The 15,934-nt window shown below is 52.0% G+C and carries 15 protein-coding genes; 4 read left to right on the top strand and 11 right to left on the bottom strand.

Going from position 1 to position 15,934, the window contains the following annotated elements; genetic code table 11:
* Positions 1–26: 26 nt before the first annotated feature.
* The 10 genes from ABV298_RS23295 to nirD all read right to left on the bottom strand — a co-directional run bounded on the left by ABV298_RS23295 (position 27) and on the right by nirD (position 10,435).
* Positions 27–1,655: an arylsulfatase gene (locus ABV298_RS23295; protein ID WP_353718554.1), complete on the bottom strand. Its 1,629-nt coding sequence runs from the start codon at positions 1,653–1,655 to the stop codon at positions 27–29.
* Positions 1,656–2,094: 439 nt separating this feature from the next.
* Positions 2,095–2,775: a hypothetical protein gene (locus ABV298_RS23290; protein ID WP_353718553.1), complete on the bottom strand. Its 681-nt coding sequence runs from the start codon at positions 2,773–2,775 to the stop codon at positions 2,095–2,097.
* Between the two features lie 55 nt (positions 2,776–2,830).
* Entirely contained in the window at positions 2,831–4,210 is a 1,380-nt protein-coding gene (locus ABV298_RS23285) for a sulfatase (RefSeq protein ID WP_353718552.1), read from the bottom strand.
* 226 nt (positions 4,211–4,436) lie between these two features.
* Entirely contained in the window at positions 4,437–5,369 is a 933-nt protein-coding gene (locus tag ABV298_RS23280; RefSeq protein WP_353718551.1) for a hypothetical protein, read from the bottom strand.
* Positions 5,370–5,711: 342 nt separating this feature from the next.
* Positions 5,712–5,948 carry a PIN domain-containing protein gene (locus ABV298_RS23275; RefSeq protein WP_353718550.1) on the bottom strand — a complete coding sequence of 79 codons (237 nt, stop codon included), beginning with the start codon at positions 5,946–5,948 and terminating at the stop codon, positions 5,712–5,714.
* A 10-nt stretch (positions 5,949–5,958) separates the two neighbouring features.
* Positions 5,959–6,720 (bottom strand): hypothetical protein, encoded by a 762-nt coding sequence (locus ABV298_RS23270; protein ID WP_353718549.1) that lies wholly within the window; start codon positions 6,718–6,720, stop codon positions 5,959–5,961.
* Positions 6,721–6,854: 134 nt separating this feature from the next.
* Positions 6,855–7,760 carry a ThuA domain-containing protein gene (locus ABV298_RS23265; protein ID WP_353718548.1) on the bottom strand — a complete coding sequence of 302 codons (906 nt, stop codon included), beginning with the start codon at positions 7,758–7,760 and terminating at the stop codon, positions 6,855–6,857.
* A gap of 81 nt (positions 7,761–7,841) precedes the next feature.
* On the bottom strand, positions 7,842–8,504 hold the full coding sequence (locus ABV298_RS23260; protein WP_353718547.1) for a response regulator transcription factor: 663 nt from the start codon (positions 8,502–8,504) through the stop codon (positions 7,842–7,844).
* Between the two features lie 28 nt (positions 8,505–8,532).
* Complete coding sequence (locus ABV298_RS23255) at positions 8,533–9,963, bottom strand: ATP-binding protein (RefSeq protein WP_353718546.1); 1,431 nt, start codon at positions 9,961–9,963, stop codon at positions 8,533–8,535.
* A 118-nt stretch (positions 9,964–10,081) separates the two neighbouring features.
* Positions 10,082–10,435 carry a nitrite reductase small subunit NirD gene (gene nirD / locus ABV298_RS23250; protein WP_353718545.1) on the bottom strand — a complete coding sequence of 118 codons (354 nt, stop codon included), beginning with the start codon at positions 10,433–10,435 and terminating at the stop codon, positions 10,082–10,084.
* A 101-nt stretch (positions 10,436–10,536) separates the two neighbouring features.
* Here nirD and ABV298_RS23245 point away from each other — a divergent pair, with 101 nt between their 5' ends.
* Complete coding sequence (locus ABV298_RS23245) at positions 10,537–10,872, top strand: hypothetical protein (RefSeq protein WP_353718544.1); 336 nt, start codon at positions 10,537–10,539, stop codon at positions 10,870–10,872.
* Between the two features lie 97 nt (positions 10,873–10,969).
* On the opposite strand, the gene nirB is transcribed toward ABV298_RS23245, so the two are convergent.
* Entirely contained in the window at positions 10,970–13,486 is a 2,517-nt protein-coding gene (gene nirB / locus ABV298_RS23240; protein ID WP_353718543.1) for a nitrite reductase large subunit NirB, read from the bottom strand.
* A 275-nt stretch (positions 13,487–13,761) separates the two neighbouring features.
* Here nirB and cobA point away from each other — a divergent pair, with 275 nt between their 5' ends.
* Genes cobA through ABV298_RS23225 form a run of 3 tightly spaced genes read left to right on the top strand, consistent with a single transcriptional unit; the run spans position 13,762 to position 15,916 of the window.
* The gene (gene cobA, locus ABV298_RS23235) at positions 13,762–14,520 is read left to right on the top strand and encodes a uroporphyrinogen-III C-methyltransferase (protein ID WP_353718542.1); all 759 of its coding nucleotides are present in this window, start codon (positions 13,762–13,764) and stop codon (positions 14,518–14,520) included.
* A gap of 36 nt (positions 14,521–14,556) precedes the next feature.
* The gene (locus ABV298_RS23230) at positions 14,557–14,925 is read left to right on the top strand and encodes a hypothetical protein (RefSeq protein WP_353718541.1); all 369 of its coding nucleotides are present in this window, start codon (positions 14,557–14,559) and stop codon (positions 14,923–14,925) included.
* The gene (locus ABV298_RS23225; protein ID WP_353718540.1) at positions 14,894–15,916 is read left to right on the top strand and encodes an alginate export family protein; all 1,023 of its coding nucleotides are present in this window, start codon (positions 14,894–14,896) and stop codon (positions 15,914–15,916) included. The genes ABV298_RS23230 and ABV298_RS23225 overlap by 32 nt, the downstream gene beginning before the upstream one ends.
* Positions 15,917–15,934: the final 18 nt, after the last annotated feature.

The raw sequence follows: 15,934 nt of genomic DNA, 5'->3' as shown, positions 1-15,934 counted from the left end.
CGAATGCGCCCCGCCCTCATGATCCGCTACTTTCCGCCACGGGCGCTGGATTCCTGCTTCGCTTTATCATAATCGTAAAACCATTTAAAGATCTTGTCGTAGTCTTCTGCGCCTACGCGTTTGTACCAATTCTCATACTTCGCTACCAGCTTTGCGGCAATTTCGGGTTGCCTCCCGAATTGGTCGTTCAGCTCCGTACGGTCTTTTTCCACATTGTACAACTGCCATTTCTCGCTCTTTTCGGCAACCAGTTTCCATTTTCCGTCACGAATGGCGCGATTACCCTCGTGCTCCCAGAAAATCGGGTTCCTGCGATTGACAGGCTTGCCTGTGAATGCCGGTTTCAGGCTCACCCCTTCCAGCGGCTGGATGGTATTACCGGCATACGTGGCCGGGTATCCGGCATTGCCCAAATCCACGAGCGTAGCCATAATGTCGATGATATGAGCAGGTTGGCGTTCGAATTTGCCATTCCGCGCGGCCGGAATTCCCGCCGGCCACGACACAATGCCCGGCGAAGAAATACCGCCCTCGTGCGTATGATGTTTGTAGGCCCAGAAGGGTGTACACGCCGCCTCGGCCCACCCCTGGCCGAGAAAAACCGTCGATTCCGCATTGCCGGGCTGATCGCCTTCATAACGGCCTTCGATGCCAGGCTCTGCATTACCGCCGTTGTCGGACACGAAAAGAATGACGGTATCGTCAAAAACACCCCGCTTTTTCAAACCGGCCACCAGGTCGCCGATACTTTTGTCGAGCCGGTAAATGACGGCTGCGTAAATAGCCATCATATCGTCGTACCGTTTTTTCTCCACATCGCTCAACGCGTCCCATTTCTTCACATTCGGATTGATCGGCGGCAGTTTCCACGACGGGTCGATCAACCCGAGCCTGATCTGTTTCTCGTACCGTTCCTGCCTCAGTTTTTCCCAGCCTTTCAGGTATTTTCCCCGAAACCTTGCAATATCCTCTTCGGGGGCCTGCAACGGAAAATGCGGTGCATTGTGCGCCAGATACAGCATAAACGGCTTTTTCGCGGCAACGGCCTCGTCGATAAACCGAAGCCCGTAGTCCGTCCACAAATCGGTCGAATACCAGTTTTTCGGGAGCTTTTCCGGGTCGTTGGTAACCTCCTGGCCGTTCAGGAACAGCCTGGCGTTATTGCCACCGGGATAGTAGAAGCCTCCCGCAGGCGCGTGAAGCGAGCGATCGAAGCCGCGGTTCGACGGGTACACGCCGTGCTGATGCCCCACGTGCCATTTACCCGTCATCGCGGTGAAATAGCCCGCGGCCTTCATCACCTCGGCGATTGTTACGGTATTATGGCTGAGCTGCCCGCGGTATGCCGGGTGATCGCCGCCCTTGTCGTCCATCATATGCCCGATACCAGCCTGATGACTATATACGCCGGTGAGCAGCGCGGCTCGCGTGGGGCAACAGCGGGCGGTGTTGTAGAAATTGGTAAACCGCACGCCATTCCGGGCGAGTTCGTCAAGATTGGGCGTCGGGATTTCGCTGCCGTAACAACCCAGGTCCGCATAACCGAGGTCGTCGGCGAGGATGACGATCACATTGGGTTTCTTTTGGGCAAAAATAGCCGGCGTTACACATATGAACGCGAGCAGCAGGAGACTAATGATTTGTTTGCCGGGCATGTGAATTTTGGAATTGTGAAATCATAAATTAATATGAGAACATAGTGCTACACCATTGAGGGCTGTACGGCCAGACCACCCACCGGCAATGTCACGCTGATTTATACAGGTTTCCATTTTTATGATGGATGATAAAAAGATAAGAGCCCGATGCCGCCCATGTCTCTCCGACCGCACCGGATCATGGCTATTTGCTGACGGATATCACGCAAATGCATATACAAAAAAGCGCATATTCCAAATCCGTCCCTGTTGTCACAGCATTGCAAGCTTTGCAAATGTACCATCCGGAAATGGCGGTTATTTCCGGCGGGCAGGCTTTAATAATAATACTTATCCTATAAATTTAATAGACAAATTAAAGTTTTCAATTCCAATAATGCAAGGATTCCCCCGCATTACCGGAATATTTTAAGTGTGTGTATCGGGCGGGGTTCCATCAATCGATTTTCGTTACTTTCAAATCGGTGAAATGCCCCAGTGTACCCGGTCCGATCCAGAGCGCGACGCTGCCGCGCAAGTCCTTACCCTGTTTGAGGTCATTGACGATCAAAGTCGGTTGCGATGCTCCGTTGACATAAAATTTCGCCGTCTCATCCTTTACTTCAATCTTCACTTTGGTCCATTCCGCCGGCACCATGTCGGCATAGGCTTCGTACTTTTCAGGCGTTTCGCGGCGCAGCTTTTCCCATGGATATCCCGGCATGGAAACATATTGCGTCGAATGGTTCCTGCGGACCTGATCGTTGGCCCGACCATTGGTCGGGCGTATATAAAAAAGTTCCATCTTGGAAGTGTCCGAGGCCACCCGGAATGCTATTCCGACAAATCCGCGGGCTCCTTCGCCTGCATTGGCCTGCGGCTGTCCCGAAATTTCAGCCTCGATGGTTCCATTATGAAAGTCAACGTCTTTTAAAACAGCGATTGTTTTCTCGTTGGCGACCATCCCGGGCATTTGAAGTGCGACCGCCGGTTTGCCTTTGTAATCACCCGCGCTGACCGACACCTGATAAGGCGTAAGCGAGGCCGGTTTGAGATCGATGTTCTGCGCGTGGGCGCCGTTCACGAGAAACGACAGGGCAAGCGAAAACCCCAGGACGGTGGTTGCTGTTTTTTTCATGGCTTTGATAAATGTTTTGGAATGGTTATCAAACACATAACCATTCCAAAGCTACTTATTTGCCGGCACTTTTTCCAGCGGCCCTTTCGGCTCTTTTTTTAATGTGGCTGTCGTCTGAAGGCATGCGCTGCACAAGAGCCGGCGGAGTGGCGCCGATTCTCCGTTTGTAGGCTTCCAGCGAAAGCAACAACTCTTTGGCTTTCGCGGGGTTGGATCGCAGAAGGTTGTTCTGCTCCCCCACATCTGTTTTGAGGTTGAAAAGTAAGGTATCCGTCGCCGGGACAATCACCACACTTCCCATTTTCACATCCTTCTGTGGCAGGCGGATCTTCCAGTCGCCCTTGCGGTAGGCTTCGATGACGCCGTTGGAATAATAGGCGAATTCATCGCCTTTCCGCTTTCCTTTGCCGAACAGCACCGGACTGATGTCCTCCCCATCCAGCGGCTTTCGGGTTTGTGTTTTCTGGCTGCCAGTGAGGCTGATAATGGTCGGATAAAGGTCGAGCTGCGACGCCAGCCCGTCGTAAACCGAGCCCGCTTTGATTTTCCCCGGCCAGTACGCGACGGCCGGCACGCGCTGGCCTCCTTCGAAAGTAGTTCCTTTGCCCTGACGTAACGGGCCCGCCGAGCCGCCCTCTACATCAAAGATCAGCCAGGGGCCGTTGTCGCTCGTAAAAACGACCAGTGTATTCTCCTCCAAACCGTTCGTTTTCAGCGCTTTCATCACTTCACCCACGCTCCAATCGAGCTCCTCGATTACATCGCCGTACAGACCTCTTTTGGACTTGCCTTCAAATTCCGGCGAAGCGTAAATGGGCACGTGTGGCATATTATGGGTAATGTAAAGGAAAAATGGCCTGTCCTTGTTCTGACCGATGAAACGAACCGCTTCTTTGGTATAGGTCTGCGTAATGTATTTCTGGTTGACCCTGATACTATCGACGTCATTACCGCGCAGGTACACAATGCCCATCATGTCGTTGCTGTACGGAATGCCGTAATATTCGTCGAAACCATTTTGCAATGGCAAAAATTGCCGATGATGGCCCAGGTGCCATTTTCCGAAAATGGCGGTACGGTAGCCATTGCCTTTCAACGCTTCGGCGATCGTGACCTCGTCGGAAGGAATGCCTGTAAAACTTTCCGGGAAAAACACGTGATCGATCCCGAGCCTGCGGGGATAACGTCCGGTGATGAGCGCGGCGCGCGTGGGGCTGCATACGGGCGAAGCAGAGTAAAAAGACGTCAGTTTGATACCATGGGCGGCAAGTCCGTCGATATTCGGCGTGCGGATGTCGGTGGCACCGAAAGCGCCGATATCCCCGTAACCAAGGTCGTCGGCCAGGATTACGACGATATTTGGCTTCCGCTGTGTTTGTGCCTGAGCGGTCAGCATTGCCAATAGCACCGCGGCAGCCGTTATTAATCTTCTCATGGAAGGATATTTGATTTTTTCTTTTTGTAAAAATCCGCTTTCCCCTGTTTCTCCTCACGTCGGACTCTCACCTTCCCGACCGGACCGCCATGCACGGCAGAGCGTACGTGAAAAGCAGGTAAGAGTATGTCCGGCCTTCGCGTGGTTGCGAAATGACGTTTTGTAGGTAGCGTATGTGGAGAAGCGGCGGGCACACCGTTGCGTTGTGCCCGCGGACCTGTGAACCTTATTTTACAGCCTGAAATCGTTCCAGTTTCTCCTTTTCTTCGGCCAAACGTTTCGCGTCCGCTTTCAGATAGCCGAATTGATGAAGGTCCTTGTCGGCATTTTCAGCTACCCAAAGCAGGAATTTCTTCGCTTCGGGGTTGGGATTATTTTTGGCGATTGAAAAATGAATGTTTTCGACCGGCACATTTTTGATTTTACCGGTTTCAAGCGTGGCAAGAACCTCATCGAGATTATCCAGTGCTTTCTCTTCTTTCGAAACACGGCCATTTCCGTCCAGATCAACGGGGATAATCGTCAGACCTTCCAGTGGTTTGCGGGTTTGCAGATCGTACGCGAGACCGGGTGTGGTGTAGGTAATACCTGTTTCATCCTTTAAAAGTGCCTTGATCAAATGCTCGTCGGCTCCCGCAATGGCCTTGCCTTTGATATTCTGCTGTTCATAACCGAAATATCTGGCGAAAGTGAGCGGTGCGCCGGCTTTTTGAAGACGCGTATAAATCGTATACTGGGTTGTAAGCGACTTATCTTTTTCGGCATAAATATCGTGGAAGAAAATCTGTTTGTAAGTCTTCTCGTTCAGCCCTTTATCCGCATATTCTTTCGCAAACGCCGATTTCGCATTTGCCACGGGCAGCAATGCGTAGCGGCCGATCGAAATGTACTCGCGGGTGTCTCTCACGTCCTTTTCCTGCTCATAAGCCTCTATCAGCAGGTCATATTTCGCCGGGTCGGTGACGGTACGTGTTTCGATCGCGATCTGCGCCTTAGGATTGGCAGCGGTATATTCCTTGATCCATTTATCGACGATGGGGTAAGCAAAGCGCACGCCGGTAATAATTACCTTGTTTTCAGTTGATTCCTGAGCAAATGCGTTCAAGGACGCGGCCAGAGCGAGGCCTGTCGCGAGGAAGAAAGTCTTAAAGTTTTTCATGATGTAAGAAATGGCTGGAACTGTGGGCCGGCTGGTCCAACAGTGTAATGAATGATATGTAACCAGGGTGAAAATCGTAATGCGTCATCGGACGTCGCTCATTGACCGCAACAACATGATGTAACCGAGAAAGTACAACGGGAAGAGCCCACCATAGGCACAATCATAATGCGCGAAGAATAACGATCCATCGGTTTCATGTTTGAAAAAGCTTGTGGTATCGATCCTGTCTGCTGGTGGCTAACAAACAAAATCTACTTATTTGATAGACAAAGTAAATTTAAAGAAATTGAAATCGCAAGGGGTTGCGTGGAAATTCGTGGAAAAATAGGTTGCAGAGTATTACCAGACGACTTGCAAGCCTTCGGTCGTGTATTTGCGGATGTCCTTATCGATAGTAATGAGCGAGCAACCCTGATGGAGCGCCTGCCAAATAAGCGTCCTGTCGAACGGATCCTTATGATGATTCGCTGAGAGTTTGTAGAAGGAGGAGCACAGCTCTATTGAAACCGGCAATATCCGGAATTCAGCTTCCTGTGGGCAACAGTAGCTCCCAATGTCCGACCGGTAGTATCGCATTATCAACCGCCTAAGATTTCCGTCTTCTGTTACTCCATTTCCTGAAATCCTTCCAGATCGCATCGGGGTACAGGTTGATTCCGTAGCTGTAATAAAATCCGCTGAACCGCTCCCTGAACTCGCCGGAGGACAGCGCATTGCGGTAACCGATTTGTGAGTTGATGCCGGCCCAGCGCCAGGCGCGGTATTCGCCATACACGCCTGCCTGCAGAGGAACGAAATAATCCTTTCGCGAGCCGGAAGCGAGGCCATCGAACAAGTCGCGGAAACGGGTATTCTCATTGCCGATGCCGATTTCCAGCGGCGCGGACAACACCCAGCGCCTGTTGCGGATCACCGTATGCCAATACGCAAAATTCACAAACCGGACATCGGTAGCGGTGTAATAAGAGAGGTTCAGCGTATTAGAAAGTATTTTACGCCAGTTGACGAGCCGCCGCGCGGCATTGTAACCGAGCCAATAATAACCTGCGGTAAGCCGGTTGCGTTTCTCGCCAAAAGTTATGCCCGCATTGACCCCGAAAACATTGACACGCTTGTGCTGGATAAATGTACCGCGTGCATCAAAATTGAAGAACAGCTTGACTTTGTTTTGTACAGCGGCGCTGGTTTCAAGCGCGCTGGCGGTGTCCGGCGGCACGGGTACAACGAGGGTGTCGGAGGAGCAATCCGCTTGGGCGTGGGCAGGCCATTGTCCGGCAAGTAGCAGGAACCATAGTAAAAAAACAATCTTGCCGGGGCGCTTTCGCGGTTCCTGAAAACCGTATTTCATCTGGACTTTAAAACAAAACGGCGCGGGCCTGCTTCGTCTTTTTGTCTTGTCAGGGACCGCCGGGGCGTATTGCATCAAGTAACGCAAAACCGGCGAAAGAAATTTATGGATTAAAAAAATTTAATCTCCCCGCGTCAGTTTACCCGCTTTGTAAGCGCATTCAGTTCATTATCAGTGGGCGTTGCGGAGGGGACGCCATCGGCGGGAATATCGATCTTTGCGGTCCAGGCAATGGCATTCAACACAAGTTTCCGGAAGTTGTCGTTCTGCCAGTTCTTGTGCATATGCCCGCCGGTAAAGCCAAATCCGCGGCCGCCGTCGGGCCGCTCGAAAGCCCAGGCGAGTGTCTGCATTTCTTTCCGGACAATGACCGCTTCGCGTACGGCAGGGTTGTTGGAATGGGTTCCGTCCGGCTTTTCAAGGGTCGATTCCGGCGGTAATGCCTGCAAAACGGGTGTCACACCCTTCATATCAGGCGCGAAACGCATGTGATAGTACCACTCGTCAACGATAGCGAAAGGCTTTACGCCCCGCGCAACCGGATGATCCGGAAAGCGTGCGAAACTGGCTTCCCAGACGGGATTGACCGACCAGTTGGTTTCAAAATACCCTCCAATCCAATTTAGAAAGCGCGCTCCGCCAGCCTGGGCGTCCACTTCCAGGGAAAAATGCAGGTTAACAATGCCTGTACCCCTTGCCGTTAGTTCTTCCATTTTCGCCGCATGCACAAGCTCCAAATGATCCTTGCCGCCACCATCGAGGTAGAACACGATCGCAGCTGCATTATCCAGTACCGATTCGTCCTTCGGCCAGCCGTTATGCACAACTACGGCTTCCGCGCCCGGCAAACTATCGTTCAACGCCCTGGCAAGCAGTGTGCAGCCGCCGTTATGCTCGTGCTCACCTTTGCCGTGGCTGTCGGGACCAGCAATGAAGACGATTTTCCTGGGCGAACGATCATGCTTATTTTCTGAATTTTGCGCGAATAAAACCGTGCAGAAAAGCATCAGCGCGCATATGAACGTGATTTTCCTGTCCATCGCATCTTTGGGTTAAGTACCGGCTCAGGCGGGGAAGCCTCAATAAACCTGGGAGGGACAGTATAAAAATCAGGCCATTGGTTACTTCATCGCCAGACTAATAAGTTCGGCCGTATTTTTCACATTGGCTTTTCTCATGATGCTGGCACGCTGGTTGGCGACCGTATTGGAACTGATATCGAATTTTTCGGCAATGTCTTTGCTGCTCATACCTTCGGTGAGGCATTTGAGGATTTGCTGTTCGCGCGGGGTAATGATTTTCCAGATGGATTTCTCCTGCGCCTCTTCCTGCGCGGGGCGCGTGTCGGGTACGCGTGCAAGCTGTTTAAGCAGGTTCTTAATGATCACCGACGACGCATACGGCGGGAAATAGAGATCGCCTTTGGCAATAGCCCTGATCGCCCTGAGCATTTCGTCGCGGCTGGTGTCCTTTTCCAGATATCCCGAAGCTCCGTTCAGCGCCGACGAAAGCACGTAATCGGTGTTGTTATGCATACTGAACACCAATATTTTCACGGAAGAGAATACCGGTACGATTTGTTTGATCACATCGAGTCCGGACATCCGGGGCATCGTCAGGTCGAGCAGGATCACGTCGGGCTTTACTTTTTCGACCATATCCCACACTTCGTCACCGTCAGAAGCCTCGCCGGCAATCACCAGGTCGTCCTCATCTTCGAGCAGGGTAATAATGCCCTGCCTCACTACCGAATGGTCGTCCACAACTAAAATCCGAATGGGCATAAGCCGTAAGCTAATCAGCAATAAGTCATTATAAATCAACCTGAACGACCAGCCTCGTACCGCTATCCACTTTGGAAATGATCTGCATTTCGCCGTTGAGCAGCCGCGTCCGTGTACGGATGTTTTCCATTCCGTTGCGGGTCAGGAACTGGCCTTCTTCTGACTTCAAATTACTAATTAAAAATCCTTTTCCGTCATCGGCAATTTCCAAAACGATGCGATTCTTATTTTGTTCCAATTTTATCTTGATCTGATCCGCATTCGCATGTTTGACCGCATTGTTCAACGCTTCCTGGGCAATGCGGTAGAGGCCGGTTTCCATTGGGCGGCCCATCGGGATACGGTCCGCCGTCTCACCTTCGAATGTGACGCTGATTCCCGATACCTCGGCCGTTTGCTGACAAAGCAATTTCAACGCCGACGCCAGGCCGAAATCGCTCAAAACGGACGGCATTAAATTGAACGATATTTGCCTCGTTGTCTGGATGATATCCTGAATGAGCACCACAAGCTGATCGAAGCGTTTCCGGTGTTTTTCGTCGTGAAACTGAACCGCTTTCAGCTTCTCGGCGTGTAGTTTCAGGCCGGTCAGCATCTGGCCAATTCCGTCGTGCAGCTCCAATGCAAAACGTTTCCGTTCCTCCTCCTGGCCTTCTATCAACGCACCGGCCCTTACCCGGTCTTCGGCGAGTTGCAGCTCGTATTTTTCTTCTTCGAGGCGCAGCAGCTCTTTCTGCGTTTCCACAAGCTGGATATTTGCCTCTTTCAACTTCCGGTTGGAGAGCTGCAATGCATCCTCCGACTCGGTGAGCATCCTCACCACCCGGCGTGTCGTGTTCACTACCGGCCTGAAAATCAGCAATCCTTCGGCGACCAGCACGAGAATAGTCATCAAATCGAGTATCCATTCTATGCGTTCGAGGTTTTCGAGCCTTTCGAAGCTCTCCTTATCGAACTGGAACACGATGCGGTCCATCCGGGCCAGGAACTTCGGTTCGCTAAGCAATACCTCATCCAGTGCCCGCCGCTTTTCGGCAAGTTCGGAAGAGTCGCTGCCGATAATCCGGAAATTGTCGTAAATCCCATCGAAAACAGGTCCCATTTCGCGAAACATGGTATCGAGGGCCGGACTTTTCCAGGTAACGAAACCCTTGTCGACGGATAGCTTCTTCGCTAAAAGTGCCTCATGGCTGTCCTTCCAGAGTCCGAGCAGCGCTGCAAAATCAACCGAATCGCGGTGTCCAATGCCGTTGACTTTCAGAATTGCCAGCTTGGTAAGCCGCTGGCTGAGCATTCGCTGGCGGCCGGCGACATTTACCACGCGACTGTCGTGGTTGAGGTTCCGGATCGTTCGCCTGATCAGAAACAGGCCACTTACGGTGAGCAGGGCTACAACGCACAATGCTACTACGTAAAATCGCGTCAGACTACCGGCTACGCGTTTATCGAGTCTTTCCATTTACAGGGCCGAAGGCCGGAAGCGGGGATAACCCCGGGTTGGTGAACTTGTCTGCGACCGGACAGTCGCGGAGGTATCGATGCCCTGGGAGCCGCTGCACGCCGTTCCGCCACAACGACTACAAACCTACGTAAACCCGGTTCTCTTTCACCATCACCGGGAAAGTATTGATCCGGTATTCGTCGTCGTTCAGACACTGTCCGGTTTGCAATGAAAAGGTTTTTTTATGAAAAGGACAAGCTACCTTCGGTTCTTCCCCGTGGCTGCCGATCATTCCACGGGAAAGGGCCATTTGCTGGCGATGCGGGCATTGGTTGTCGGTCGCATACCATTCCCCTCTTCGCGCAAAGTTGTAAATGGCAATTTGCTTGCCACTGATAAACGCGCAGCCCCCGCCGTCTTCGGGGATATCGTCGACATAGCACGCCATGTGCCAGGTTACTGCATTGATTGTGTCGGTGATCGTTTCCATTTTGCTCTAAAGTTGATCGTTGTGCCTCCCCGGGTTGAAACCCGGATTTAAAAATCTTTGCTATTGATTTGCTATTGATCCCCGGGTTAAAACCCGGGGCAATGGGATTTTTCATTTCAATCCATTTCCGTTGGCTTCAGCCGACGGGCAGCGCGGGCAATGGGATTTTTCATTTCAATCTATTTCCGTTGGCTTCAGCCGACGGGCAGCGCGGGCATTGGATTTTTATTTTCAATCCATTTCCGTCGGCTTCAGCCGACGGGCAGCGCGGGCAATGGGATTTTTATTTTCAATCCATTTCCGTTGGCTTCAGCCGACGGGCAGCGCGGGCATTGGATTTTCATTTTCAATCCATTTCCGTTGGCTTCAGCCGACGGATAGCGCGGGCAATGGATTTTCATTTCAATCCATTTCCGTTGGCTTCAGCCGACGGATAGCGCGGGCAATGGATTTTCATTTCAATCCATTTCCGTTGGCTTCAGCCGACGGGCAGCGCGGCCGGGAAGCCGGCAATGCGCCATGGATACCCCGGCGCTATGCCCATTCGGTAGCCCGTTTCTGCTCGCGCATTTCCGCGAACGATACGCTCGGGTCTTTCATCGGGGTGTTCACGAAATGCGTAAAGCGTTTGCGGAGCTCGGGACTTTCCACCACCTCGCGCCATTCGCATTTATAGACGTCGATGAGGTTTTGCATATCGCGTTCCAGTTCGTCGGCGATGCCCAGCACGTCGTCCACAACCACGGCTTTCAGGTAGTTCATACCACCCTCCATTTTGTTGAGCCAGGTTGCAGTACGGGTCAGTGGGTCGGCCGTTTTGATATAGAACATCAGAAAACGGTCGATGAGGCGCAGACAGGTTTCCTTGTCGACGTCGCTGGCGAGCAGCTGCGCATGCTGAGGTTTGGCGCCGCCGTTGCCACACACGAACAGGTTCCAGCCCTTTTCGGTAGCAATTATTCCAAAATCCTTGCTTTGGGCCTCGGCACATTCCCGTACACAGCCCGATACCGCCGATTTCAACTTATGCGGGGAGCGCAGGCCCTTGTAGCGTTCTTCTACTTCAATCGCAAATGATACCGAATCCTGCACCCCGAAACGGCACCAGGTGGAGCCCACACAGCTTTTTACCGTTCTCAAAGACTTTCCATAGGCATGGCCGCTTTCAAAGCCTGCACCTATCAGCTCTTCCCAGATATCCGGCAGGTCGCCCAGGTGCGCACCGAAGAGGTCGATGCGCTGGCCGCCGGTGATTTTGGTATACAAGCCGTATTTCTGCGCTACCTGACCGATCACGATCAGTTTTTCGGGCGTGATTTCCCCGCCCGGAATCCGCGGAACTACCGAGTACGTACCGCCTTTCTGAATGTTTGCCAGATAACGGTCGTTCGAATCCTGCACGACCGCACGGTCTTTTTCGAGGATATTTTCATTCCAAAGACTGGCTAGCACGGAGGCCACAAGCGGCTTACAGACCTCGCAGCCATCGCCCTTGCCATAGTGGTCAAGCACCGCACCGTAAGTCCTCAACCCATTCATTTTCACCAAATCCAGCAATTCCTGGCGCGAATAATCGAAATGCTCGCAGATCACATTACGGACATAAACGCCTTTTTCTTTCATGACGCCTGCGATCAGGTCTTTCACCATCGGGACACATCCGCCGCAGCCGGTGCCGGCCTTGCAGCACTTCTTCAATGCGTCCACGGTGTGATGGCCGTTTTCACCTACCTCGTGGCAAATCATGCCTTTCGTAACCGCCTCGCACGAACATATGAGCGCGTCGTCGGGCAGGCTCATGACGCCCGCGCCCACTTCCTCGCCTCCGCGGGAGCCCAGGATCAAGTCTTCGGAGTCGGGCGGGAGAATGGTTTTATTCTTGCAGGTTTGCAGGAGCATATTATATTGCTCTGCCTCCCCCACGAGGATCCCGCCCAGCAAAGTTTTGCCGTCGGTGCTTACATTGATACGTTTATAAATGCCTTTGGCCTTGTTTTCGTAACGGATTGTGCGGCAAGCAGGCTCTTCCACGAACGGGTCGCCGAAGCTCGCCACGTCAGTACCGATGAGTTTCAGCTTGGTCGACATGTCATAAGGCAAGAACTCCTTCTCGCCGCCGGTCAGCATCGTCGCTACCACGTCGGCCATTTCATAGCCCGGCGCGATGAGGCCGTAGATCATATGATGTGCCAATGCGCATTCGCCGATCGCGAAAATGAATGGATCGGAAGTTTGCAATTGGTTATTCACCACGATACCGCCACGTGGGTGGGTTTCGAGTCCCGCAATTTTGGCAACCTCATCACGCGGACGGATACCCGCCGAAATCACGAGCATATCCACGTCGAGGAAACTATTATCGGCAAACTGCATCCCTTCAATGCGGTCGTCGCCTTTGATTTCCTGTGTACTTTTCGATAAATGTATTTGCAAGCCAAGGGATTCGAGCTGGCTTTGCAGCATGCGTGAGCCGGCGTCGTCGATCTGCCGCGGCATGAGGCGCGGGGCGAATTCTACTACGTGCGCTTCTTCCAAGCCCAGGTCCAGCAATGCTTTCGCCGCTTCGAGGCCCAACAAACCGCCACCGAGCACAGCACCTTTTCTGGCTTTTTTTGCATACGACTGGATCAGTTCCAGATCCTCGATGGTGCGGTACACAAACACCCCGTCCTTTTCGACACCCGGAATCGACGGAACGAATGCCCCTGAACCGGTAGCCATAATAAGGTAGTCATAATATACTATATGTCCATGGTGCGAACGCACCAGTTTCTCTTCCCGGTCGATATCGACTATCGGATCGGACAAAAACAGCCGTATCCCGTTTTCGGCATACCAGTCGGCGCCGGCCATTGAAAGGTCATCTGCCGTCTTGCCTGCGAAAAACTCGCTCAAATGTACTCTGTCATAGGCAGCACGGGGTTCTTCACCAAATACAGTGATGGTAAAATCCTGTCCGTCTTTTTTTCTCGAGAGGAGCTTTTCACAGAATTTGTAGCCCACCATACCATTGCCAACTACGACGACCCGGGTGTTTGAAACAGCTTTCATAGTAATTAATAACTATTTATTTGTGAAAACATAATTATTTTATTGCACTATTCAAATATTGCGAGTGTGTTATCACTTTTTCGATAAGTCAAAAGTAAATCGTGTTTTTCTAAATTCCTAACTTTTAATTCGTGTTTATGATTAAAAACAAACATAAATTTTGGCAAAATGATTGTTTTATAAAATTTGACTAGTAAATTTGAACCAATAATTGATATAGTTACAAAATACTATATATAGTACATTTCTAATATTCACCCTATTATATATAAGAGATGGAAGCGAAACTGACACTGGTAGGAGCCGGTCCTGGCGACAGCGAACTGATCACACTCAAAGGCATGCACGCATTGCAATCCGCAGATGTGGTGCTGTACGACGAGCTCGCCAACGCCGCATTCCTGGAATTTGCACCAGCCCACGCATTGAAGATGTATGTAGGTAAGAAAGTGGGGAACCCTTCCTTCTCGCAGGACGAGATCAACGGCCTGATCGTCCGCCTCGCCCGCAAGCGCGGTCATGTCGTACGGCTCAAAGGCGGCGACCCTTTCGTGTTCGGCCGCGGGCATGAGGAGATCGAATATGCGCAGGACCACGACATCGTTTGCGAAATGGTACCAGGCATTTCCAGCAGCATCGCAGTTCCGGCTTCACTCGGTGTACCGGTTACCCGCCGCGGGGTAAGCGAGAGCTTTTGGGTGATTACCGGCACAACGCAGAACGGCGAACTCTCGGACGATCTCCGGCTGGCAGCTCAGTCGAGAGCGACGGTCATTGTTTTAATGGGTTTGAATAAACTGGAAGAGATTTGCGCATTATACAAACACTTCGGACGCGGACATTTGCCGATGGCCGTGATTCAGAACGGCACCAGGCCAGACGAGAAGAGTGTGGTCGGACAGGTTTGGGAGATGCCCCGTCTCGTACGCGAGAGCGGCATCGGTACGCCGGCGATCATGGTGATGGGCGAAGTAGTGGCCCTTAGCCCGGCTTATGCATTGGAATACCTGCAAAACATGCAGATGGCTTTTTGAACCGCTTGCTTTCACTCCAACCTAAACATAATCACAATGAGAAAAGCTGTTTACCTCCTTTTGCTGGGTATTACCGCGACCGGCTTGCTTGCGCCGACGCGGACATTGGCGCAGTTCAGCCTTTCGGGCCAACTACGGACCCGGACGGAGTTGCTTGACGGACAAGGCGCTATGCTTTCCAAGGGCGAAAAGCCGGCCTTTTTCACTTCCCAGCGTACCCGGCTGAATGCCGGCTACAAGGGTTACCGGACGCAGTTTTTCATTGCCGTGCAGGATGTACGTGTTTGGGGACAGGATGCTTCCACCAACAACCGCATTACCAATTCAGCGATGAATGGGTTGATGCTGCACGAAGCCTGGGGGGGAGATCAGCTTGCTGGATACCAACCAGACAAAGCTGGGTAAAGAGTTCGCATTAAAAATCGGGCGGCAGGAACTGCTCTATGACGACAGCCGTGTACTCGGTAACCTCGACTGGCTGCAACAGGCGCGGCGCCACGATGCGGCCTTGATCAAGTACGGTTTCAATGGCTTTACCGCACATCTGGGAGTCGCGTATAACCAAAACCGTGAGCTCAAAACCGGTACTTTATATGATGGCGTGCCCGTAGGCTACACAGCCGGAACTAACGGCATCGGGACAATGTACAAGTCGCTGCAATTTCTGTTTTTGGGCAAAAAATTAAAACAGGGAAATGCCTCTTTCCTCATTGTAAAGGACGATTTTCAGAAATATATACTGGATACGGCCGGCGTGAAGAAACTGACCAACGGCGTGCGGAGCCGGATTACTTTCGGGCCTTACCTCCAAACCAGACTGGGCAAAAACTGGACTGTGACGGCCAATGCTTTTTATCAGACCGGTAAAGATAAAGACGGTGCGTCGCTAAGCGCTTATATGTATTCTGTCCGGGGGATGTATGCGATGAACCGGGTATTTTCCATTGGTCCCGGCTTCGACTACACCTCCGGCACAGCTACCGGTTCGGCCAAGAACCACACATTCGACCCGCTTTACGGCACGCCGCACAAGTTTTGGGGACAAATGGATTACTTCTATGCCGCTAACGGCTTCGGCAAGGGCGGGCTTTCGGATTTTTACATCAATACGACCATCAAAGCCTCTGAAAAGCTTTCGATCAACACCGACCTGCATCATTTCGCCAGCGCAGCCGCAGTGCGTGTAGCTGACAATCAGAAACTTTCATCCAGCTTCGGCGAAGAGCTCGATATTATCGCCAACTACAATCTCACGAAGACCATCAGCTTCCAGGGCGGCTACTGCACCTTTTTCTCGACCAACAGCCTCGCGCAGGTGAAAGGCGTGAAAAATCCGCAGAAAATGTCCAACTGGGCTTACCTGATGATCAATATCAAGCCCGAATTCCTGAAATAAGTCTGTCATAACCATCAC

Source organism: Dyadobacter sp. 676, from assembly GCF_040448675.1.
Lineage (GTDB): Bacteria > Bacteroidota > Bacteroidia > Cytophagales > Spirosomataceae > Dyadobacter.
Note: the sequence above shows the minus strand (reverse complement) of the source record. Positions and strands in the feature narration are given on the sequence as shown.

Bases quoted from the DNA above. Each gene is read 5' to 3' on its own strand.
- ABV298_RS23245 (WP_353718544.1), top strand. From the start codon at position 10,537: ATGGGATTTTTCATTTCAATCCATTTCCGTTGGCTTCAGCCGACGGGC.
- ABV298_RS23265 (WP_353718548.1), bottom strand. From the start codon at position 7,760: ATGGACAGGAAAATCACGTTCATATGCGCGCTGATGCTTTTCTGCACG.
- ABV298_RS23280 (WP_353718551.1), bottom strand. From the start codon at position 5,369: ATGAAAAACTTTAAGACTTTCTTCCTCGCGACAGGCCTCGCTCTGGCC.
- nirD (WP_353718545.1), bottom strand. From the start codon at position 10,435: ATGGAAACGATCACCGACACAATCAATGCAGTAACCTGGCACATGGCG.
- ABV298_RS23275 (WP_353718550.1), bottom strand. From the start codon at position 5,948: ATGCGATACTACCGGTCGGACATTGGGAGCTACTGTTGCCCACAGGAA.
- ABV298_RS23290 (WP_353718553.1), bottom strand. From the start codon at position 2,775: ATGAAAAAAACAGCAACCACCGTCCTGGGGTTTTCGCTTGCCCTGTCG.
- ABV298_RS23270 (WP_353718549.1), bottom strand. From the start codon at position 6,720: ATGAAATACGGTTTTCAGGAACCGCGAAAGCGCCCCGGCAAGATTGTT.
- ABV298_RS23230 (WP_353718541.1), top strand. From the start codon at position 14,557: ATGAGAAAAGCTGTTTACCTCCTTTTGCTGGGTATTACCGCGACCGGC.
- ABV298_RS23295 (WP_353718554.1), bottom strand. From the start codon at position 1,655: ATGCCCGGCAAACAAATCATTAGTCTCCTGCTGCTCGCGTTCATATGT.
- cobA (WP_353718542.1), top strand. From the start codon at position 13,762: ATGGAAGCGAAACTGACACTGGTAGGAGCCGGTCCTGGCGACAGCGAA.
- ABV298_RS23255 (WP_353718546.1), bottom strand. From the start codon at position 9,963: ATGGAAAGACTCGATAAACGCGTAGCCGGTAGTCTGACGCGATTTTAC.
- ABV298_RS23285 (WP_353718552.1), bottom strand. From the start codon at position 4,210: ATGAGAAGATTAATAACGGCTGCCGCGGTGCTATTGGCAATGCTGACC.
- nirB (WP_353718543.1), bottom strand. From the start codon at position 13,486: ATGAAAGCTGTTTCAAACACCCGGGTCGTCGTAGTTGGCAATGGTATG.
- ABV298_RS23260 (WP_353718547.1), bottom strand. From the start codon at position 8,504: ATGCCCATTCGGATTTTAGTTGTGGACGACCATTCGGTAGTGAGGCAG.